Raw genomic sequence first — 20,571 nt, 5'->3', positions numbered from 1 at the left:
ATATGGCCACGCCTGGCCACACCGTCCGAACGCACGACCAATCTGAAGGCGTCCTTTGAATCGGGTCGGCCCTGGAGCGCGGCAGCCAAGCACCGCAACTACCTTTGATCGCCGGTGCTACGATACGGGAAGTCCTGCTTCTGGGGTTTTCTCGCAGCAGACCGGACCATCGGCGTCCCGAACCGCGCAGACCCAGCATTCAGACGCGTCCTGAAAGGGGGGCAGCATGACAAGCGACATTATGGCTGCTGCTCAGACCGTCAACTCCGAAACGTAGGAACCCGCCGGACCGTACCAGCGAGCTAGGATGAGGCGGGAATGGAAGAACAAGCACATCATTGTTATCAAGGAAAGAACAAATGACGAACAAAAAAGCTGCCGCTCCCGTCGATCTTGCCGGCGTAGCTCCGGAGCTCAGGCCCGAAGTGTGCAGGCGCATTGCGGCCATCAGGGACTTCGAGACCTCGCCCGGGCGAAAAAACGCGGAAAGGTTGGCGAAGGGATTGGGCATCGGAACTGCCCAGTTCTACAATCTGGTGAAAGCGTGGAAGCATCTACGGGATCCACAACGGCTTTCGGGAAAGTCGCGTCCGCGCAATCGTCTCGTCGATCTAGATCCTGACCATGCGGAACTGGTCGACGAGATCATCTCAGCAACCCCGCACGCCACTTCCGATAAGATTGTGCGCGAAACTTTCGAAAAGGCGAAAGCGAGAGAAATGACGCTACCGGTAGCGGCAAGGGTCAAGCGCTACGTGCACGCCAAGCGTCCGGCTTGCCTGCCAAAATCCTTAGCAGATCTTGGTGACCTGATCGTGGATCATACAGTGCTGGAAATCCCGATCGATATCGGTGGCTCCGAGGCCGTGCGCCCGTTGGCAACGATGATCTTCGATATTGGGACCGATACCCTTTGCGCGTTGAAACTCTCAGAGCACATACCAAGCGCAGCAATCGTGGCTGACGCCATCACTGCGGCCTCGATGGCGGAGGCTCGACCAAATTCCGAACCAGGACCCCGAACGATAGTCATTCCGGATATGGCCGGTGACGGATGGCAAGATCTTCGCAACGCCCTCGTCCGGGCAGGAATTAAAGTCACCACGTACCCAACAGGGTCCTATGGCCACGGACAATGTGCCGAAGGTCTTTTCGGCCAACTGCATAACGGTATACGTCTTCGGCCACGTCTCGTCACCGCAAGTCCCGTGCGTCGCTTGGTGAAGAAAAGTTCAGCGTTTTCTCCGCTTACCCTTCACCAAGCGGAAAAGTTCATGCACGCTAGGCTCGGTGTCGCACCAAAGACCGACTTCTTCGCTACGTTACCGGAAGACTGCCTCAAAACTCTCAGGAGTAAATTGGCCAACCTGAGTCAGCGCTAATCGGTTTACAACTTCAAGAGCAAGCCATCGATGGCGTAGAATAGGGCGGCCATCCGTCCTTCCTTCTCCTTGGTGTCGAAAACATTCGCCTCGTCCAACGCGGCCAGGATCGGCTCGTTATGCCGCAGCACCTCCCGGCTCCAGAAGGCGTTTGCGTGCGACGCCTGCAGTTCGATCACCTTTCGACGGGACGTGGGCCTGTCGGCTCCGATGGATAGCGTCTTGCGTGGTGCGAACGGTATGCGACCCATCTTGGGACCGATGAGCTGTACGAGTTCCTGACCAAAGGCGTAGGTACCGGGCAAACGTATATCTAGATTGCGTGTAGCCTCGCGCAGCTCTCCATCTTCGACGTCGGATACTCCCGGCGGAAGCATGAGGTCGAGATCACACGGACGGGAGGACTGCACCGGTCTATCGGCACCGTGACGCCGAACGAAGCGTCGGGCCTCCTCGACCGCGTGGCGCTCCAATTCGGCTGCGCTTTGCAGACGATGTAAGGTGCTACCCAGGACAAGCCCGCTTCCGGCATCCAGCATGACCGCGACGACTGCGAGTTCCGAGTCACCCTTTAGCAATATCGACACGGCGGTCAGATCGAGGACGAGACGCATTCCAAAATTGTTGCGGAGATAGGTGCAATCCCGTGACAAGGCACGCCGTTCGTGCCGCACCAGCCTTTCGGCCCATTGCAACCTAATCTGTTCGGTCTTGCCGACAATCTCGCCATCGTTTTTCGCCTGCTCGAGGACCCGCCGCGCAATGTCAATGTTGCGGCTCGTCATTTCGTCCTTGACCAGGATCGATCTGGCGAGGCTCCTAATCGGAGAGTCGGTCGAGGTCTTTATCCGCCGAGGCCGTCTGCCCGAGTTCGCGATGATCCCTTCGAGGGAACGTTCCTTCCACGCTCCGCGCAAGTTGTAGAATGCCGCCCGGCCCAAGCCGATCTCATCGGCCAAGGGTTTCAAGGGATGGCCGTTTTCCGCCCTCCACACAGCGTTTAAACGCGCGATCGCTTCCGATCGCTGGGCAGGCAAAAGTCCTTCGAAGATCACACGTTCCCTCTCCGGCATCCCCTCCGGCCAGATATCGGATAGCAACCGATCCACTTCGGCTTCCGTCATGTCCATGCCGATTGGTCTATCCTCTCAAAAACGGACGTCTACTTTTATACACTTGATTATGGGCGGTCCGGCGCTTACATCCCGGATGTCCAGTTTTAACACAGTGACTATGGAGGTGCTGATGAGGAAGATGGTTTCGAAAGTGCGATTCGGGGGGAGAGGATCGAGCAACAATCGGTTTCCGGGCGCGTCGCGCGCTGGCGGGATGTTGGGGGCCAAGAGAGCCTGCACAGGTAGGAACATCGGCTCATGCGGACCGCAAGGTTTCGAGAGGCATGAGGATCTCCACCACCACGAAGGTTGCAAACGTGCGTGGATAGCGAACCCGCTCGAATGGTTCTCCACCAACTGCTGGTCCGACTCCGATCTCTACGAGGCCTCGGTCTACTTTCTGATCGGCAAGTTGGACGAGAGGAGCTCCTGTCATGGATTTTGATCACGAAGCGCTTTCGGACCCAAGTTCGTCGACCGAAGGTGACCTCATTGAAGCGGGCAATGGTGATGATACCGAATTTCGAAGCCTCGTCTCTGAACCACCTCGCGTCCGACCAAACCGCAATGGTCGTCGCCTGCCTTCGCATGCAATCAGGAACGGACGTGTAAGGTGGACGAAATTCCATAGCGGCGCCGCCCGACATCTGCGGCTTTCGCCACGATCCCACCGCGTTTCCAGCCGGCGTTCGACGGTCACGGGCAGATTCGGTCCATTCGGACGGGCGTCGACATGAGCGATCTAGCCGCATTTACACTTCCTTCAACTCATCCCATGCAACTGGTACGTCCCCCGCGATATGATGCGCGGCGGGCACGAGCCAACGGGCGCATACCGACACCGCAGGAATGTCGTCCCTATCGTCCTGCACGTCAGCCGCGATGGACGCCGGGCCGGATGCCCAGGCGGCCCTCTGCCCAAGTGCGTCGACACGCCTCAACTCGCGCAACGATGAGGACCGCCCCCGATCTCGGTCAGGTGCGCATCGAGTTCAGATACAACAAGGTGTATTCTACCACAGCCGACTACTCCGACAAGGCGCGAAGGCAGCAATTCCACGAAGGTCCGCACGAAGCGAATTATCACTATTGGCTCTCCGTCAACCCGCACTGCAGCGATTTCCAGTTCCAGCCCCTCGAATTCACCTTCACCGGCGAGGCTGGGTCGGTCAGATACACTCCGGACCTCGCAATCGAACTGGTAACGGGCGAAATCGTCCTGGCCGAGATCAAAGCCAGCCAAGCTTTCTTCGATCAGCCCGAGGTCAGAAGACTAGCCTGCGAAGCGGAAACCCACCTGGCCCAGCACGGCGTTCTCTTCGCCCGTCTCAAGGGCGACGACTTCGACCGTATTACCCTGCAAACGATCATGGAGGTCTTCGTGGACCGTCGCGCCGTTTACAGTGAACACGAACTCACCCAGGTTATCGAAGCGATCCGCAGGGGCGGCGGGGACATAAAACTAGATAAAGCCATTCACATCCTCGGTGGTCCTGAGCGTGAGGCTAGGGCGAAACTGAACTCTATGATGGCGGACCGCATGCTCGATGTCGACGTGAGTCTGCCCTTCACACATCTCACTCCGGTCCGTGAGGCGCTCCCTCCCAACTGTCCCGGAGCGCTGCGCGCGTTCTTGGCGGGTTTCGTGGTCGAAAAGGCGTGATCAACGAGCTGCCACTGCCCGTTGTCGAAGGTCAGGCGATCCTCCACAATGAGCGCAAACTCGTCTTCCGTGGGCGAGTAGGCGACTGCCTGCACTTCGTGGACGAGGACGAAAAGGTGTTCCTCGTGCAGGACGAGGAGCTAGGTGGCGAAAGCATGCCTGGCGTTGCGTGGTTTCTTCAGGAGTTCGTGAGCTCGAAGATTTTGTTTCCGACAAAGAGAGACCCGCGGGGGGATCGCTTCGAGCGGCTGAGAAGATTGGACACGGCGGCCGCTGTGACGCGCGATCCCAAGTCGCTAATCAAGTATCTCTGGGCCGAAAAGGCGAGCCATTACAGGGTCGGACAGAACGAGGAAGTCGCCAAGCAATTTGTCGCAGAACACGAGTGTCCAGAGATCCCCGCAATAGAGCTAGGGATCGCTCGAGACAAACCCTCACCCCTGCTTGATCAGTTGATGGCGTTGTCGAAGGTGAAGCCGTCGGGACGTACGCTCATGCGCTGGATCGCGACCTATGAGAGGTACGGCAAGGCCATCGGTGCCTTCGTGAACAAGTCCGGACGCCCGGTCGGTCACTCTCAGCTGCCGCCGAAGGCCGACCTTCTCGTCCAGCGAGCGACGGATCTCTTTTACGAACGACCGGAAGATTTCCCGACGAAGGAAGATGCGGGCGCACAGGTGAAGCGGTGGTGGGATATTCTAAAAGCCGACGACGTGAAGGGCATCGGAGCGGAGGCTCCAACGTTCGAGACCGTCAGGAAGAGGATCAATGCCAACGACAACTACGAGAACTGCGTCAAGCGCGAAGGCCGCATGGTTGCGAACAAGAGGTTCGTTGCCAATGGTGAACCCCTCGAGGTCACCAGGCCTTTCGAGCGGGTCTACATGGACGGAACGGAATACGAGCACGCTACGACCTATTCGGATCAGTGGGCCGAACTCGCCGGCAAGATGAAAGGCGTCTGCGCGATGGACGTTTTCTCACTGTTCAAGTGGCCGCACGCGCTATTCTGCGGGCCTTACCGGCCGGAGATGTCGATCCGGGCCCTGCTCGCCGTCATGACGCCGAGGGTGACAAGTGCAGAGGACATCGAGGCGGACCCACTCGGTCTCATCTACGGAATTCCTTCTTTGATCATGTATGACAACGACTTCGCGATGCTTCCGCCGACCTTGGTACCATCGCTAGCCACCATCGCGATCACTGAACTTGCAGCGGCCTATCACCACAATGCGAAGAACCACCTGGAAGCCTCTTTCAGGTTCGAGAAGAAGCGGCTTAGGGAAATTAAGGGGCGCATTCTGGTGCCGAGGCACAAACGGGACATACGCATCGATCCGCTCAAGCAGGCCGACATGACGCGAGCGCAGTATGCTGATAGGATTGAGGAGGCGCGCCTCCTTTGGAACCGGACGCCAAAAAAGTGCCTCAATGACCGCTCGCCCGATGATCTCATGCTGGAATACCTTCGCAAAGTTGGGGTCGGACGGTGACGCCTGCCGAGATTGCCCGGCAGTTGGCTAACGTCCCGCGAGGGGCTTTCATCCTGACAAACGATGGCTTGGTGTACGATCACGTGCGTTACCGCTTCAATCAAAGCGCCATCGGAACGCTGCTCGACAACAACCACCACAGGACGCCAATTCGCAAGAGGCTTCAGGTCAACGGCAAGATAGAGGTGTCGATCAGGGTCTGGGACGGCGACATAGACAAGATCGAGGTGCTCGATCCGCAGACTGGCGAATACCATCAGATGTGGTCGACGGACCCGGAATACACCGGTGGGCTCAGTCGCTGGGAACACCATCTCTACCGGGATCTGCTCAAGGCTGAAGGACGCGGCGGCGCCCTGCAGAAAAATCGTATCAATGCGAAGTCGAAGCAGAAGGTGCTCATGAAATACGACCAGGAACTCCACGCGATGGGGTTCCGCGAGCGCGCAAAAGCGGTCGCGCTCATGGAGGCCGAGGAGCGTCGCCAGGAAACCATCGACGCGGCGGCATCAGCCAGAATGGCGTCGACACTTACCCCCGACGAGTTCCGATCTTGGGAGGTGGCGCCGGGCGGGGAAGGGCGCGAGGACATACCCGCTCCGCCTCCCCAAGGAAGAATGGGGAGGAGGGCCGACATTCGGCATAAGGCGGAGCACGTACCACCGGAGCGCAAACCAAACTGGGGCAGGGCCAGCACCGCGCATCTCGCGCGTGATGACGGCACGTCCACACCAGATCCGGAACGGGAGGATTCCTCCAATTCGAAGTCTTTCAAATTTAAAACGAGGAAGTGTTGAATGGCAACGGATCAACAAGGTGTCCAACCTAGGCCACGTACCGGCCACCGGCATCCCGACATGACCGACCGCGAACTCTCCAAACGAGTCAAGGACGCAAAGAAACTAGTCAAGGCGATCTGGATCGAGCATCCACCGCAGGAGGCGAACATCACTCTTCTCGATGAATATCGGCAAGAGAACCTGGACATGCTCGGTCAGCCTATCGACGGTCGGCGCCTCAGCGAGGAGTCGCAAGCCGGCAAAAGCGCAATGGTCTTCAAGCTTAAAGCGAGATTGGCTGAAGAGCGCGAGGCCGCAGGATTTCCAAAAAATCCTCATCAGATAATCGTCGTCACGATCACGAAGAACATGACATTGAAAGGCTTCTTTCAGGCAATCCTGAAGCAGATGGGTGACGACTTCCTTGATAGCGCGGACGATCGCCGAGGCACTCGCACGAGGAACGAGGATCGCCGCACCATTACTGTGCTCGAACAGCGTATAGGGGAATGGACAAAGAAGCTGGGCGTCGAGTTGCTGGTGGCGGACGAGGTCCAGCGCCTGGCCCGAGCTGGAAAGGACGGTCGAGAAGTCACCGAACAGTTCCAGACCATGCTGGACCGCGGCGTCGTGCCGCTGGTCCTGATCGGGAACGCGAAGTCCAGGGAGTTCTTCGAGGAAAACCAGGACTTCTGCGCTCGGCTCGGAATGCCGCTCGACCTGAGGCCCTTGGACGCAACGGAGGAAAAGCCTGCCGAACTCTTCCAGGAATTCTGCAGAGACTTCGATGAAAAGCTGGTCGAGAACGGGCTGTTCGGCGTTCCAAGCGGCCTGGACGACGAGGATGTCGCTGAAGCGCTGGCGCGCATCTCCGGAGGCCACATCGGCCGCGTCTCGCGATTGATCCAGGAGGCTGTCCCCCTGGCGATCAGGCGTCGTGCGCTGCGTCTAGAGCGCTACGACCTCAGCTGTGCTACCAGGAGCTACGCGATGGCGAACGCCTGGATAGGTTGGGATCCGTTTTCGAATCAACCAGGCCAGTGACCACCGTAACGCTCAGCCCACCGGTTTCCTGCCAATGGCACCGCTTGCGCCAGGGGTAGAAAGCGACGTGACAATAAATAAAGGAACATACGAAAGCTCGTCATCCGAACCCTACCAGCCCGTCCTTCGAAGGGTCCGTTTTGCCGTCGAAGTTCAATCAGATGAGAGCATTCAAAGCATCGTTGCGAGGTCCGTGCGAGCACATTGTCTCGTGGGGACCAAGCACATCTTCAAGGCGGCAGGGTTGACAAAGGTGCGACCGGGCCGGCTCCACATTATGCCGAAGGATGATCTCGTGCGGTTGGCGGATGTCCTACGCCAAGAGGAGAGTACGCTTACTGAGAGGGCGGCGATCGCAAAAGAGAATGGCTACGCCTTCGGCGATTTCCTTATGCCTAATGGTGTGATCGACCTGAGAGCACGGTGGATCGGTCCGAATTCGCTTGCAGAAGCGTCGTATCATCGCTTCGCCTGGAACAATCGACTGCTGCCGTTCTGCCCTGTTTCCGCCGAGAAACTGGTCGACAAGTGCAGTTACTGCGAGCACCAACTCCGTTGGCGCCATTGCCTGGGTCTGGACACATGCGAAAGGTGTGGGGAGGTCGTCACTCGCTCCCCCGCACCTTCTCTTGATGAAAGAGACATGGATGGCTACCGGACCATGGCTCGGCTCATGTCTTTCCGCGCAGACGATCGACAAGCCGCGCTGGAGGAGAAGGCACCGAGATTGGCTATTTATGATGGCGGAACAGTCGCCTTCGTCAGCTTGTCACTAGTCAAGCTCCTCACCGATGGCTCGGAACGGAACAGACATGTGAGATCAATCTTAGCAATGGAGACCCGCGACCGCGCTGCACTTGTCGCAAAGGCCGGTGACCTGTTGGCAGAATGGCCGGAAAGCCTCCATAAGCTCCTGGAAAACGCGGTCGGTGAGACAGAGGGAGACCATCGTTCTTTCCTAAGTCTGTGGAAGACCCTGAAGCGTATGGCCAATCCTAATCTTAGCGGCAGTGTCGCGATGAGCGATATTCTCATCAACGCTCTGCCAGACCTGAGAGGGAATCTTTGGAAAGGCCTAGGCGGCAATCGCCGGACCTACCAGGTGCAGGAAGCGGTTCGGGTTCTAGGCATCCACCATCAACAATTTACCCAGTTAGTTGACGATGAGGCGGTGAGCTTCACAGAACTCCCCAGCCGTATGAGACGAAATCTCAAGTTGGGTGCAGATGAAATCGACACTTTGGGTAATGAGATCGAAAGTTCTGTCACAATCAGAAGCGTGGCACTTCGTATCGGCATTCCTGTCTACGGCGTCGAACAAGTTGCTGCGGAAAACTTAATCGAGCATCTGAGTTCGAAAGGTATGCGGTCCATCTACGAGCTACCGCGAGTTTGTTTTCGATCGGTCGACAGTTTTCTCGCCAAAATCGAAGCGAATGCCGCCCCAGGCCCCGTTCCTCTGGAAGCTAAGCCGATGCATCATTGCGCGAGCTTATTCGGGGGGGAACTGAAGCCTTGGGCGGCGATGATGAGGGCACTGCTCGATGGTTCGATTAACTTCTGGAAGAACGTCGGACCATTCCGATCGTCCGGCGTCTTCGTTATACCTTCCGAGATCGCGTTGCTGCGAGGCCAACGCTTCAACTATAGCAAATATGACTTCCCCTTTGCACAGGAAATGGCTCAGCTGGATTCAGGCGAAGTGTTAAATGTCAGCTCCGCGCTTTTTTTACGCGCGGGGTTGGCGGATTTACTTGGCTGTCGCCCGTACCGCCAAGGGCTATATGCGGACGTTGACGACGTTCGGAAGCTCGCTGCGAAGATAGTTTCTCCTATGGAGCTCGCTATGCACTGGGATGTTAGTATCCGAAAGGTGAAATTCGACCCTCGCCTTACCGGCGTACCCCGGAGCACATTCGGTTGGGATCGCCGAATGTTGGTTGCATCAGGCCTTCTGACAAAATTTTCTTGATGGCAAGAATTTATGACATGATAAGAGTTTGCTAGCGGCCCCCCAGAATATCGCCGCCGCCTCCAGAACCGCACACCTCCTCAAATGGACAAAACGGACACTCAGCGCGCGTGCGCGCGCCTGCGCGTGAGGAAACATTATATAAATCGAACATGACCGTTCCTGCTTTGTCCCCGATGAAGTCCTATTTTACAAGCATGAATCATTTCTGGTTGGACCCAAGAAGCGTGTTCGCTTGTTGTATGTTTCTGGCAGTGCGGGCGGTCGAGGGGCCTGTCATTGCGTTTTCGAACCCGAAGCCGAAGCGAGGTTTGATATGTTCAGGCAAAGAAATGCCGCCGCATGAGAATTGTGGTAGTCGGTCTAATGGCGGCGGGATTCGCGAGCCTTTCCGGATGCGATCAATATCCCCGCGACATTTCTGGCACTGGCGAACGCATAGAGGAAACAGGCCGTTTGCGGATCGGACTGATTGACGGAACGGACGCTGTTCCGGCACAGCCAGTACTGGAGCAGATTTCAGCGCATTACGATGCCACTCAGTTACTTTCGACAGGGTCGGCCGAGCATCTGATTCGCGATCTGGACGAGCAGAAACTGGACGTGGTCGTGGGTGAGTTTGCCAAGGCATCGCCCCTGGCCAAAGAAGTCAGCTTCTCTCATTCCATTGGCGTGCCCGAACCGGCGGACAAGAAGATTCCTGTCCTGCGACTAGCAAGAAAAAATGGCGAGAACGGCCTCATCCTGTTCACGGACAGGATAACGACACCATGATCGATGCCGGGTGCATCCCCGAGCCTGTTCGGCAGAACCTGTCGAAGGCGCGGCCGCTTGCCTGGTGGACACTGTTCTGGATCGGCAATGTCGCGCTGCTGATGTACCTGGCGATGGGATCCAGCCAGGCAATGAAGACGGCGTTTATCGAAGATTCGCTGAGCCTGGTGCCATCGATCGTGTTTCTGATTGCCACCTCGCTGGAGGGGAAGCCGGCGACGAAATTCTATCCTTTCGGATTTCGGCGTTTCAACAGCCTGGCCTTCATGGTGGCGGCAACCGCCCTTCTGTCCATAGGCGCCTTTACCGCGTTCGAGGCGACGATGACGTTGGTGAGGATGGAGCATCCCACCATCGGCATGGTCAAGCTGTTCGGGCAGGAACTCTGGCTTGGATGGATCATGATTGCCGCCCTGGCATATTCGGCCGTTCCGCCCTTCATATTGGGCCGCAAGAAATTACCGCTGGCACAAGAGCTGCAGGATAAAATCCTGTTTACCGACGCCAAGACGCAAAAGGCCGATTGGCAGACTGCGCTGGCCGGCATCGCGGGCGTAGCGGGGATCGGTTTTGGTTTTTGGTGGGCCGATGCCATCGCGGCGCTGGCAATTTCGCTTTCGATCCTGCGCGATGGATGGATGAACCTGAAAAAGGCCGGGGCAGAACTGGCCGACGGACTGCCGCGAAATCTGGAACATGATCGCCCGGATGCCGATGCCGAACATGTGCGGCGAAGGCTGGCCGCCGAATTTCCCGATGCCGACATCAGGATGAGGGAGGTCGGGCGGTATATCGAGGCGGAGGTGTCCGGTGTGGCGTCGCCGGACTTGATAGATCTGGCGCGCTTTGCGCCGCAGGAAAGGAGTTGGCGGCTCGACAGAATTACGTTCGTTCCGTTGTTTGCGAACGATCGCAGGCCCCCCTCGTGAAGAAGTAGGCCATCAGCTAGGAAGTGCATGCCGCGACACGAGATGGGACAGCTGAACGGAAATTCTGTGGACCGCATCGTAGCCATTTTGAAGGGGGCGGATCGCCGGAACCTGATGATCGCACCTGCAGAAACCAATCCGGACCAGTTCAGGATCATCGGATATCTCGTGTCTCCAGTCGCCCAAGAAACGGCGGAAGCGGGGAGGGAGCGGTGATCCGGATTGGCGCCACGGTCTGTCTGTTATTCCTGACGTCGTGCGGCTCCACGCCCTATCCCGGGATCGACCTGTCGGGGCGTCCCGCCTCCGAAGAAGCTTTCGAAATCCAGCAACTGGCTTTGCGGGCCGAGCTGGGCGACAAAGTCGCTCAACTGGAACTCGGAAAGCGTTATGAGGCCGGTGACGGTGTGCCGTGCGACCTTAAAGTTGCGCGCCGCCTGTATGAACAGGCGGCGACGAACAGCGGTGGCAGACAACAGGTCTATTCGCCGCCCGTCGGCGATGGGCCGGGCCAAATGATGGTGGTGGATATTGGCCGCGAGCAAAATGGGCTCCCGGAAGCGCAGGCGCGTCTCAACGCTTTGGGCTGGCGCTGCGCGGCGGAGCCAGCCGTATGAAAAGGGGTCTAAATGACTAATCCTGATGATGCACCGCAGAGCGCAGTTGAGATGCATGCAGCGCGCCTTTCAGCGGTAAGAGCCGTCGATCCGGAGCTTGCCGAAAAGGTCGAGCAATGGATGGCTGAATTACGCGAAAAGAAACCGGATTTGGCGGCCGAGCAGGATGCAAGGCTTCTCAGTTATTGGAACAGAAGCTTATCCTGGGGTGAACGGGAAGAGCGGCGTCTTGTTGAACAATGGGAACGAAGGACCGCTTATAATGCTGCGAAAGCCGCGACGCCGAACATTCCTTACGATCCTAAACGCAAGCGATACTATTTGATGAGTAAGGATTGGGGCGATTTCCCAGATGACGTAATCAAGGGGGTCGAGTTCGAAAACCGAAACAGCGCGTTTACAGCGGTAAATATTGAAGAACACCGGAAGCGCGGTTCGTCAACAAAGTATCACACGAGTGATACAGTGCAAGTGGAAACCCCAAGACTCACCGTTTTGAATATGAAATCTGATCTCTTGGACGTTTACGACACGGACTCGCGGAGGTTTGTTGCTTCGGAACGATTCAAGAATATTATAACGAATATTGATCCAGATGGCGTTCAGACATGGTCTGCGGTTACAAAGATGAAAAACGGGCGCGACGGACCGCCCTACTGGATTTTACAACCGACGCGGCGACTGGACTGTGTGGACGAAGAGCGGTCCGATATCCAATATACGGGTCAAGCGAGGGAAATCACAAATGGCGAGATGGTTCCCACTCTCGGATATTCTGAGTTGAACAATGTCTTTATGAATGAGGCCAAGGTCGGGAACGCGCATATATTTCAGTTATTGTTAAAAACTGGAAAAATCGTCGATGAGGCAATTGTCGATGCTTACCGCGCAGCTGGGCTTAAAGGGGCATTATTTACGCCACTGCAACCTCGTATGCCGCAAGAGGATCGAGAAGAAGCTGGCTACAAAAATAGTCAATATTGGGTGATGAGGGGCTATAAATCATGAGTGATTCATTTCCCACAGGAGAAAACGTTCCAGAAGATGAACGTGCCTGAAGACTACGTTTCTTCCGTTGTTTACGAAAGATCACAGGCCTACAGCCTAAAGAAGTAGGGTATCAGTAAGGAAGCGGCATGCCGAAACTGGATATTGGACAGGTCGACGACGCTTCCCGGGACCGCATCGCGGCCATCCTGGAGGAGGCGGATCGGCAGGAGTTGATGATCGCGACGGCGGAAAGCTGCACCGGTGGCCTGCTGGCGGCGCTGCTGACCGATGTCGAGGGAGTCAGCCATGTCTTTGAACGGGGGTTCGTCGTCTATGGCAAGGACGCGAAATGCGATCTGCTGGGACTGGAGGAACAATTCGTGGATGATTGCGGGGAGGTCAGCCGTGCCGTCGCCGAGGAAATGGCGCGTGGTGCACTTCATCGTTCCCGCGCCCATCTGGCCGTGTCGATTACAGGGTTCGCGGGGCCAGGTGGCGAGGGGGACGAGGAGGGACTGGTGCATCTGGCCCTGGCCACGCGCGAGGGGGCTTTGCTTCATCGCGAAGAGCATTTCGGCGCCATTGGACGGGATGGGGTGCGGCAGGCGACGATCGAAAGTGCGCTGGAGATGATGGAACAGTTGCTGCGGGGGAAGTGACAGCAGCAGGGGGCGCGCTCGTCGCCCATCCCGCGGGCAAGGAGGCGCCCATCCCGACGTTAGAGGCTTGCCACCATGGTGCATTCGCGCGGTCCGTCCCTTCACCCGTGGGTGCGGCAAGCAAGCGCTTGGCCTATGGCCGAATTGGCGGCAGGGCAGGGCGCATGGAAGATGCCGCTCCTCTGATCATGACGGCCCTGATCGAACGAACCGCTCTGGCGCGGTTCGATGCGTTACGCCGGGAACATTTTCCGCCCGAAAGAAACCTGCTGACGGCGCATCTGACGATGTTTCATCATCTGCCGGGAACGCGGGCCAGCGATCTGCTGGAGGAAACCAAAGACGCCGCACGCCATGAACAACCGATGCGGGCACGCGCCGCGCGGATGCAGTTCATGGGCCGTGGCTGTTCCATCCTGATCGAATGCGAGGAATTATGCGATCTGCGGGACAGGCTGCGTAGCCTGTGGGAGCCGTGGTTGATCCCGCAGGATCAACAGCGCTGGCGGCCCCATGTCACGGTTCAGAACAAGGCTGAACCCAAAGCCGCGCGCGCCCTGTACGATCGGCTGGACCGCAGCTTTTCCCCCTGGATGTTCCAAATCGATGGCGTCACATTATGGTGGTATCGAAACGGGCCGTGGGAAAAGCTGCGTGATGTCCGGTTCAGATAAGGCTGGTCAAGCAACAGTTCCGATATCGTCGCAACTGAGGCCGAACGCGGCGAGACCGGCTTCGAGAAGCGACGCGAGCATGGGCGTTTCCATCAGTTCATCGACAATGTCGGTGCCGCTTTCGGTAATCGCCTCCTTCGCGTCCTCCCATTCCGACGCTTCATAATCGCCGCGGCCAATTGCCATCAGCGCGTAGAGTTCGGCCTGCTCATCCTCCGAAAGATCGGCAATGGCGGTCGCGATTTCCTCTTCTACCGAGGAGTTTGCCTCGTCATCCAGGACATCAATCGAATCGTCATCGCTGGCATTGCTGCCGTCATCCGGATCGGTGCCTGGCACCTGGGCATCATATTCGCGGGCACGGACGACGATGCGACATACTTCGTCGAGGGAAATCTCCATATCCATGATCTGTGCTTCGTCCTTCTGGTCAATGTCCAGAGGCAACGGGACCGACGCGGACTGGTTCCCTGCCGCGCCGCGAACCGCCCCCTCAGGCGGGCGAACGGGTGCCAGCAACGACAAGACCAGTGCAGATGTTTCAGCAGCTTATCCTGGCAGAGCGAGAGCTATGCTTCATCGCCGTAAATGGCGGTCGTCAGCGTACCATCGGCCAGGGCCATGCCCCGATACATGCCTGGTGTGTTGAAGGAATAGACCGGGGTGCCATCGGCGGCCACGGCGATGACGCCGCCCGCGCCGCCCATGCGCCGGATATCCGCCTGCACCGTGTCCGCCGCCTGCTGCAGTTTTTCGCTACGATAGCGTATTTCCGCACTGATTGCCGCGGCGGCATTGGCGCGAATATAGAATTCGCCGGACCCGGTCGCCGAGACCGCGCAGCCGCGATTGTCGGCATAGGTGCCGGCGCCGACAATGGGGGAATCGCCGACGCGACCGAATCGCTTGCCGGTCAGACCGCCCGTGGAGGTGGCAGCGGCGAGGTTTCCCGCTTTGTCGCGCGCTACCGCGCCCACCGTACCGAATTTCACCTCCGCATCGAAGACGCCGTCGCCATCGCCGGCTGCGGCGGCCTCCTGCATGCGGCGCAGAGCCTCCTGCCGCTCCGCCGTCACGAAATAATCGTTGGGCGCCTGCTCCAGCCCGCTCTGTTCCGAAAATATGTCGGCGCCATTTCCCTGCAACATGACATGCGGGCTGTGATCCATGACGGCGCGCGCGAGGCGTACGGGATTGCGGGTTTTCGTAACCCCTGCCACTGCGCCGGCATTGCGGTCCGCTCCGTTCATGATCGCGGCGTCGAGTTCGACTGTCCCTTCCGCGTTCAGAACGGCGCCATGGCCGGCGTTGAAACCGGGATGATCTTCCAGAACGGCGACCGCCGCCTCTACGGCGTCCACAGCGGCGCCACCATCCTGAAGAACCGCCTTGCCAGCCTGCAGCGCCGCCGCGAGGGCAGCACGCTGACCGGAATCATGTTCCGCCGTCATTCCTCCACGTTCCAGCATCCCTGCGCCGCCGTGAACGACCAATGCCCAATCCTGCATGTCGCGCGTCTCCAAACATCAAATAATATTAAATTCTGCAGGCCCGGGCGCCGATATGGCGGTCCCGAATGTCGACGCCCGGCTTAGTTTGTGCAGCCAGCGGCGGCAATGCGGGCGAACGTCGTTGACCGTTCCCGCACAGCCGCCTATATCGCGCGCCTTCGCGCTGGAGCGTATCCATCCATTGGTGGGACGCTTCATCGGGGCGGAGTAGCTCAGTCGGTTAGAGCAGTGGAATCATAATCCATGTGTCGGGGGTTCGAATCCCTCCTCCGCTACCATCCCTTTCAGCCTTATGGCTCAAGGGGTTAGGTGGCCCCGCCTACCTCCTCAGAGAGGGATTTTGCGCCTTCTAGGCAATGCACGGCTTTTCTGCTGTTTACCTCGTATTACGCGACGCTCCCCGCGACTCCATGCAGCAAGGATGCAACATGAAGCGCGGGGTTTTGTTCACGCGGCGTTCCGGTTTGCAAACCTTTTTGCATCCGCCAGCAAAGCAGCCTTCGCTTCCTCGCTGATGTCGCAATGCGGCTCGAGCGCGATCTCCATTTTCAGTGCAAAGGCAGCCAGATCAGGCGCGGGCGTGTCGTAAAGCGCCTGCTCAATGGCGAGCAATTCTCTGACCGCCTGCTTTTGATCAGCTTCCAGTTTCAGCTTGCCGGTGGACCGCTCCAGTTCTGCCGTCTCGCGCTTCCACTGCGCCAGACGATGGTCATAGCTGGCGACCTCATGTTGATTCTTCGCGGTGAACGGAATGTGCACTTCGCCGTCGACAATCTGGAAATCGAAGCGCTCCTGGGGACGGTTCGGCTTCGGCTTGCGGGCGGCGTAAAAAGCCTCCTCGGCAGCCTCCATTTGATCCCAGATGCGATCATGGTGCTCATTGGCCGCACGATAGGCAGCCAGCGCCTTATCCCACTGTACGCGGGTAGAAGGCGCTGCAGAGGCCGTTTGTGCGAACAGGGGACTTACAACGGCTGCGGAGGTGCCGACGATAGCGGCGCGGCGTGTAAGGGTGGTCATTGGACGCCTCCCCGGTGCAAGGATCTGTAGTAGGCAAGGCGTTCCGCCTGCTCGTTCATGGGACCGGAAGACTGATCGATCCCGTATTTCGGGACATAGAGCGTCTCCTCCGGCGCCACCTTCAAGTCGAAGCTGTCCTCGTCGTACGGCAGGCCGGAGTGGTCATCCTCTTCGCAATCCTCAGGGTCGCCAGGTTTGCCGTCATATCCGGCTTCCTGGTCATCTACGCCCTGGTCGCTGTCGGCATAGAGGCAGCCGGGACCGTCGCCGTGCAGCGAGTAATCGCCGAAATCGTCTTCAGCGCCGGTATCTTCTAGGTCGGTGTCGCCATCGGCAGCGTCGAGCGTTTCGATCAGCTGCTCGATCATGTCCTCCAGTGCATCACGACGGGCATAGGTCATGCCTGAAGCGTGGAATGCGGGAGGCAGGGGTATGCGCGCAGCGGGCGCAGTTGTAGTATGTGCAGTAGCCATGATTGTCTCCAGGCGAGCAGTTATGGTTAGGGCGGTTTGAGAGGGCCTAATCTCTCTTGCCGCCCGCACTTTATGGCGCTAATAAAGTGTCATGTCAACTCTTTCTAGCGCTAAAAAGAAAATTGGTCGCCCCACGGTGGATTCCGAAGCGGTAAACGTTCGGCTGAAGCGCGGGCAACTCGACGCGCTTGATAAATGGCGCAAAGCTCAAGACGATGATCCTAGTCGCCCAGAGGCCATTCGCCGTATAGTTGCTAAGTTTCTGGCGGACGGGGAGCGATGATGAAGGCAGCGGATTTAGAACTCGCCTATAAAGCTCGTAGCATCGTGAAATGGAGTCATTGGCTGCTTTTTGGCAGTATTGCGCTGCTTGTCTTCGGCCTAATGTTTCTCGATGACGATGCGCTACTCGGCGTGCTGCTGCTGCAGATGACCGGTGCGCTTTTCGGCCTAAGCATCCTGACAAACCTTGCCGGCCGTATTCGGGACGCGATTCTATTCCCGGAGCTAGAGCGGAAGCGACTGTTCTACGACGGGGGCAACCCTGTCCGGAAGACTTCACAAAACTCAGAGCCGTCCCTAGAGAAAGCAGAGCAGCCGCGCTAGGCGGTATCTGCCCGCGACAAGAGTCGCTCGGCGACACACGATTGGCAACAAAGCATTTCGTTTACACCGAGAGGGTCGGCGGTTCACTTCCTGGGCTATTTCTTTGGTCCCTGTGACTAGCGTCTCAGTTTGATTTTATGGGCAGTGGGCGGCAGGTTTGTCGCCTCAACGGGGAGGCAGATCATGCAGCCAGTTCTCTTATCCACAGAGCAAGTCGAAATGATCTACAAGATCAAAGCCGAAGTTGATGATTGGAAGCGGGGAGTTCCATCACCGCTCATCCCTTACGCGCGCAACCTGCTTCAACGTGCGCACGAAATGGAATTACCCGAAGCCGCTTGGCTCGATCTGCATCTTCTCATTTATGCAGCCGACGACGTGTTGGCGGACGACCCGAGAACGTTAGAAGATCCGCTCTAGCCAGTCTCCCACTTTGGAGTTTCGCGACAAGTTGGCGCGAAACCTCTGATCGTTCTCAGTCTGTCGCGCGGAATCCATCGCCCGCTGCCGGGAATATCTCAGCACCCTACATATTCAAGAGCTTGTTTCGATGTGGGTCCACACGCTCCCGGCCTGCTTCCTGGCTCTGCGCCGCCTTCAGGACGAACTCCGCAATCTCGTCGATCTTTTCCAGTACGCTGTCCCCGATCTTACAGCCGCCGGCAAACACGATGGGCTGACCGTACATTGGCACATATTTCAACCGCAGCTGCACCACGTCCAGCACGAACCGATGCGCCTGGCGCACCTCTCCCCCGTTGATGGTCGCGAATCGATAAAGGGCTGACAGGCTCATGTCGCACATGAGAACGAAAAAGGAACATCGGTCAACCAAATCTAGGTGAATGTCGGCAGGCCGGAGGGACGGTAGGCTTGTGGGGCGACTCGGTAACGGGCTCTCACCCGTTCCCGTGAAAGCTAGGGCTTGTTCCCCGACTCTCCTGAACAGGCCCTAGCTCGCAGCCAGCATTTTTGCCCGAGTGTTGCAGCACCGTCGCGGAATATAACGCAGGGTACAATTTGCATGCAGATTAAGGTTGCGAAAATCTTTGGCAGGCGCTTTCTGGCGTAACTCGTCGGCAGGAACTTTTCTGCTTACGGGGCGGCTAGGGTTAACTGTCCCCCAACGGACCCTAGTCGCATTTATCTACTCTGCCGCCATCCTCATCCGCTCGTCGGGAAATGGAGCCACAAGCCTCTGCGCATCTTCCCAAGGAGGTTCCAGCGAAGTCGTAGCCCGCGCTGCTCACGTTCTCAAAATTCCGCCGGTGCTCAGCGCACGAAAGAAACCAGAGATATCTTGACTGAGCTGCTCTATAGATTATCTCAAAGGCTTACGAAGGTTCGAATATTTCGTTAAGTCTTTGTAAACGCCTCTTGGCCACAATGAAACTCATATAGGAGTTTGTTGGTTGATAGGCATGGAAAGGAAATCGATATGAGATCCACTCACACCATCTGACCGATGCGAATAACTACGCGGCGCCCCAGAGGCGCCGCGCTGCGTTGGGGGGGCGATGAAGCGCGGAAAGCTACGAAGTACACTAAGGTATGCGCTACCCGCTCTGATTGCGATGGGGTTTGTTGTAGGTTGGGGTGAATTCCTATTTAAACCTATAATTTTTCACGCGAATCAGGGCAGTTTGACCTTCGGCACCGTTGCTGCCGATCTCTTAAAGGTCGTACCCGACGCCTTCGGCTGGCCTTTTGCTGGCTACGTATTCCTCCTCTCTACGATAATTCTGACTTATGTCGTGTTGGTCGTCGCTCTGCGGCCAATGAGAGCGGCATGGGATTACATTGACGCAGCAGAGGCACCAATTTCAGTAATCGAAACAGACATCCGCTTGGAATTTAAGCAAAATAGGGCTGACGCCGACATTGTTCGGGATCAATATTTCCACGCGAATGTCCCAGGCATCATGGCCTATCACCATCGAGCAACTGCCTTTCACGGTACCACCAAAATATCGAAGCTCGAAACGCGGCTAAACAGCGAGGTGATAACCAAGCCCTCTCCTCTTACTCAAAAGCTCGGACAGCAATTTGATTTAATCGAGGAGTTCTTGGAGCCGCTTCCCACAAGCCTTCTGCTTACATATCTACCGAAAAACTGGGTGCTAAAGCTTCATAAGAACACAAATCGCTGTCGCAAACATGTGCTACAGCGAACGTGCGTGATTGAAGAACGCGGAGAATATGGTGGCGAGCACCCCACGTTTGGCATCACCGTTAACCGCTATCCCGTTTCAAACTTAAGAGTAGTATTGGACTTCTCTAAAGGCGAATGCCCCGAATCTAAGACGGTGAAAGCTTACGTGGTCGAAGAGAGAGCTGTTCGTTACCTGCCAGTTGTACCCATTCGGCACGATGGCAGAGATTGCCTGTATGAAGCTAAGTGCGACAAGCTTTCCAGCGGAGAGGTTTTTCGTATTCAGTGGCGTAATTAATGACTTAGCGCGACCTCCCAAATAGCTAGCCGGTCAAGCTCCCCGTCTTCCTCAAGAGCCGCAATCGCGCGCCGCAGTGCATATGCTGAGCTGTGAATTCACTCTGCCGCTTCCGCAGCTTCCTCTAATTTCTTAGACCATTCATTTAGGTCGTTTCGGAAGAAATCGTCATCGTCAAACATTGAGTTTGCCGCCAATTCCTCAAATATCTTCGCGGACCGCTCGAGCTGATTCTTACTTAAGAGGCCGGCCCTTAAAAGAGCGATTGTATTCATTGCGGCTAGTTCCCATCCTGCGTGGAAGGGCACGTACGCGTCCGTGTGTTCCATTTCCGCCAGAGCGTCCTGAACAGCTTTTTCGATATCTTCGTTCATCATTAAACACTGCCCGGTATCCGTAGGGCTCGCAACTATAATACGC

24 protein-coding genes and 1 tRNA gene are annotated in these 20,571 nt (G+C 57.3%); 17 read left to right on the top strand and 8 right to left on the bottom strand.

The genetic code is table 11. The annotated features are described in order from the left end of the window. Positions 1-359 precede the first annotated feature (359 nt). Positions 360-1,382, top strand: a complete 1,023-nt coding sequence (locus ACSMXM_RS05025) for a hypothetical protein (RefSeq protein ID WP_460314512.1) — start codon at positions 360-362, stop codon at positions 1,380-1,382. A gap of 5 nt (positions 1,383-1,387) precedes the next feature. Here ACSMXM_RS05025 and ACSMXM_RS05020 read toward each other — a convergent pair whose 3' ends face one another. Then, positions 1,388-2,512: a hypothetical protein gene (locus tag ACSMXM_RS05020; protein ID WP_460314511.1), complete on the bottom strand. Its 1,125-nt coding sequence runs from the start codon at positions 2,510-2,512 to the stop codon at positions 1,388-1,390. A gap of 737 nt (positions 2,513-3,249) precedes the next feature. Further along, on the bottom strand, positions 3,250-3,447 hold the full coding sequence (locus tag ACSMXM_RS05015) for a hypothetical protein (RefSeq protein ID WP_460314509.1): 198 nt from the start codon (positions 3,445-3,447) through the stop codon (positions 3,250-3,252). 2 nt (positions 3,448-3,449) lie between these two features. Between ACSMXM_RS05015 and ACSMXM_RS05010 the strand changes: the two genes are divergently transcribed. From ACSMXM_RS05010 to ACSMXM_RS04955, 12 genes are all read left to right on the top strand, one after another. Continuing rightward, the gene (locus ACSMXM_RS05010; protein ID WP_460314507.1) at positions 3,450-4,160 is read left to right on the top strand and encodes a hypothetical protein; all 711 of its coding nucleotides are present in this window, start codon (positions 3,450-3,452) and stop codon (positions 4,158-4,160) included. Continuing rightward, complete coding sequence (locus ACSMXM_RS05005; RefSeq protein ID WP_460314505.1) at positions 4,157-5,653, top strand: hypothetical protein; 1,497 nt, start codon at positions 4,157-4,159, stop codon at positions 5,651-5,653. The genes ACSMXM_RS05010 and ACSMXM_RS05005 overlap by 4 nt, the downstream gene beginning before the upstream one ends. Further along, complete coding sequence (locus tag ACSMXM_RS05000; protein WP_460314503.1) at positions 5,650-6,450, top strand: hypothetical protein; 801 nt, start codon at positions 5,650-5,652, stop codon at positions 6,448-6,450. Before ACSMXM_RS05005 ends, ACSMXM_RS05000 begins: the two co-directional genes overlap by 4 nt. Positions 6,451-6,510: 60 nt before the next feature. Beyond that, the gene (locus ACSMXM_RS04995; RefSeq protein ID WP_460314501.1) at positions 6,511-7,476 is read left to right on the top strand and encodes an AAA family ATPase; all 966 of its coding nucleotides are present in this window, start codon (positions 6,511-6,513) and stop codon (positions 7,474-7,476) included. 277 nt (positions 7,477-7,753) lie between these two features. Further along, on the top strand, positions 7,754-9,448 hold the full coding sequence (locus ACSMXM_RS04990) for a hypothetical protein (RefSeq protein ID WP_460314499.1): 1,695 nt from the start codon (positions 7,754-7,756) through the stop codon (positions 9,446-9,448). A gap of 342 nt (positions 9,449-9,790) precedes the next feature. After that, on the top strand, positions 9,791-10,222 hold the full coding sequence (locus ACSMXM_RS04985; protein ID WP_460314497.1) for a hypothetical protein: 432 nt from the start codon (positions 9,791-9,793) through the stop codon (positions 10,220-10,222). Then, entirely contained in the window at positions 10,219-11,151 is a 933-nt protein-coding gene (locus tag ACSMXM_RS04980; RefSeq protein ID WP_460314496.1) for a cation diffusion facilitator family transporter, read from the top strand. Before ACSMXM_RS04985 ends, ACSMXM_RS04980 begins: the two co-directional genes overlap by 4 nt. Positions 11,152-11,217: 66 nt before the next feature. Further along, on the top strand, positions 11,218-11,367 hold the full coding sequence (locus ACSMXM_RS04975) for a hypothetical protein (RefSeq protein ID WP_460314494.1): 150 nt from the start codon (positions 11,218-11,220) through the stop codon (positions 11,365-11,367). Continuing rightward, complete coding sequence (locus tag ACSMXM_RS04970; RefSeq protein ID WP_460314492.1) at positions 11,364-11,768, top strand: hypothetical protein; 405 nt, start codon at positions 11,364-11,366, stop codon at positions 11,766-11,768. Before ACSMXM_RS04975 ends, ACSMXM_RS04970 begins: the two co-directional genes overlap by 4 nt. 12 nt (positions 11,769-11,780) lie before the next feature. Continuing rightward, positions 11,781-12,776, top strand: a complete 996-nt coding sequence (locus tag ACSMXM_RS04965; protein ID WP_460314490.1) for an imm11 family protein — start codon at positions 11,781-11,783, stop codon at positions 12,774-12,776. Positions 12,777-12,904: 128 nt separating this feature from the next. Then, a complete protein-coding gene (locus ACSMXM_RS04960; RefSeq protein WP_460314488.1) occupies positions 12,905-13,417 on the top strand; it encodes a CinA family protein in 513 nt (170 codons plus the stop codon). Next, positions 13,414-14,091: a 2'-5' RNA ligase family protein gene (locus tag ACSMXM_RS04955; protein ID WP_460314487.1), complete on the top strand. Its 678-nt coding sequence runs from the start codon at positions 13,414-13,416 to the stop codon at positions 14,089-14,091. The genes ACSMXM_RS04960 and ACSMXM_RS04955 overlap by 4 nt, the downstream gene beginning before the upstream one ends. A gap of 6 nt (positions 14,092-14,097) precedes the next feature. Here the strand turns inward: ACSMXM_RS04955 and ACSMXM_RS04950 are convergent, their stop codons facing one another. Both ACSMXM_RS04950 and ACSMXM_RS04945 read right to left on the bottom strand, forming a co-directional pair. Beyond that, on the bottom strand, positions 14,098-14,610 hold the full coding sequence (locus tag ACSMXM_RS04950) for a DUF3775 domain-containing protein (RefSeq protein WP_460314485.1): 513 nt from the start codon (positions 14,608-14,610) through the stop codon (positions 14,098-14,100). Positions 14,611-14,660: 50 nt separating this feature from the next. Further along, positions 14,661-15,599 (bottom strand): isoaspartyl peptidase/L-asparaginase family protein, encoded by a 939-nt coding sequence (locus ACSMXM_RS04945; protein WP_460314483.1) that lies wholly within the window; start codon positions 15,597-15,599, stop codon positions 14,661-14,663. 204 nt (positions 15,600-15,803) lie between these two features. On the opposite strand from ACSMXM_RS04945, the gene ACSMXM_RS04940 reads away from it, so the two are divergent. Further along, positions 15,804-15,880, top strand: a tRNA-Met gene (locus tag ACSMXM_RS04940). A 169-nt stretch (positions 15,881-16,049) separates the two neighbouring features. Here the strand turns inward: ACSMXM_RS04940 and ACSMXM_RS04935 are convergent. Then, on the bottom strand, positions 16,050-16,622 hold the full coding sequence (locus ACSMXM_RS04935) for a hypothetical protein (protein ID WP_460314481.1): 573 nt from the start codon (positions 16,620-16,622) through the stop codon (positions 16,050-16,052). Further along, entirely contained in the window at positions 16,619-17,095 is a 477-nt protein-coding gene (locus ACSMXM_RS04930; protein WP_460314480.1) for a hypothetical protein, read from the bottom strand. Before ACSMXM_RS04930 ends, ACSMXM_RS04935 begins: the two co-directional genes overlap by 4 nt. 279 nt (positions 17,096-17,374) lie before the next feature. Here ACSMXM_RS04930 and ACSMXM_RS04925 point away from each other — a divergent pair, with 279 nt between their 5' ends. After that, positions 17,375-17,701 carry a hypothetical protein gene (locus tag ACSMXM_RS04925; RefSeq protein ID WP_460314478.1) on the top strand — a complete coding sequence of 109 codons (327 nt, stop codon included), beginning with the start codon at positions 17,375-17,377 and terminating at the stop codon, positions 17,699-17,701. Between the two features lie 219 nt (positions 17,702-17,920). Then, positions 17,921-18,121 carry a hypothetical protein gene (locus tag ACSMXM_RS04920; protein WP_460314476.1) on the top strand — a complete coding sequence of 67 codons (201 nt, stop codon included), beginning with the start codon at positions 17,921-17,923 and terminating at the stop codon, positions 18,119-18,121. Positions 18,122-18,227: 106 nt separating this feature from the next. Here the strand turns inward: ACSMXM_RS04920 and ACSMXM_RS04915 are convergent, their stop codons facing one another. Next, positions 18,228-18,497 carry a hypothetical protein gene (locus ACSMXM_RS04915; protein WP_460314474.1) on the bottom strand — a complete coding sequence of 90 codons (270 nt, stop codon included), beginning with the start codon at positions 18,495-18,497 and terminating at the stop codon, positions 18,228-18,230. 721 nt (positions 18,498-19,218) lie between these two features. On the opposite strand from ACSMXM_RS04915, the gene ACSMXM_RS04910 reads away from it, so the two are divergent. Next, positions 19,219-20,151 (top strand): hypothetical protein, encoded by a 933-nt coding sequence (locus ACSMXM_RS04910; protein ID WP_460314472.1) that lies wholly within the window; start codon positions 19,219-19,221, stop codon positions 20,149-20,151. 98 nt (positions 20,152-20,249) lie between these two features. Here ACSMXM_RS04910 and ACSMXM_RS04905 read toward each other — a convergent pair whose 3' ends face one another. Further along, positions 20,250-20,528, bottom strand: a complete 279-nt coding sequence (locus ACSMXM_RS04905) for a hypothetical protein (protein ID WP_460314471.1) — start codon at positions 20,526-20,528, stop codon at positions 20,250-20,252. Positions 20,529-20,571: the final 43 nt, after the last annotated feature.

The organism is Pacificimonas sp. ICDLI1SI03, assembly GCF_054740865.1.
Note: the sequence above shows the minus strand (reverse complement) of the source record. Positions and strands in the feature narration are given on the sequence as shown.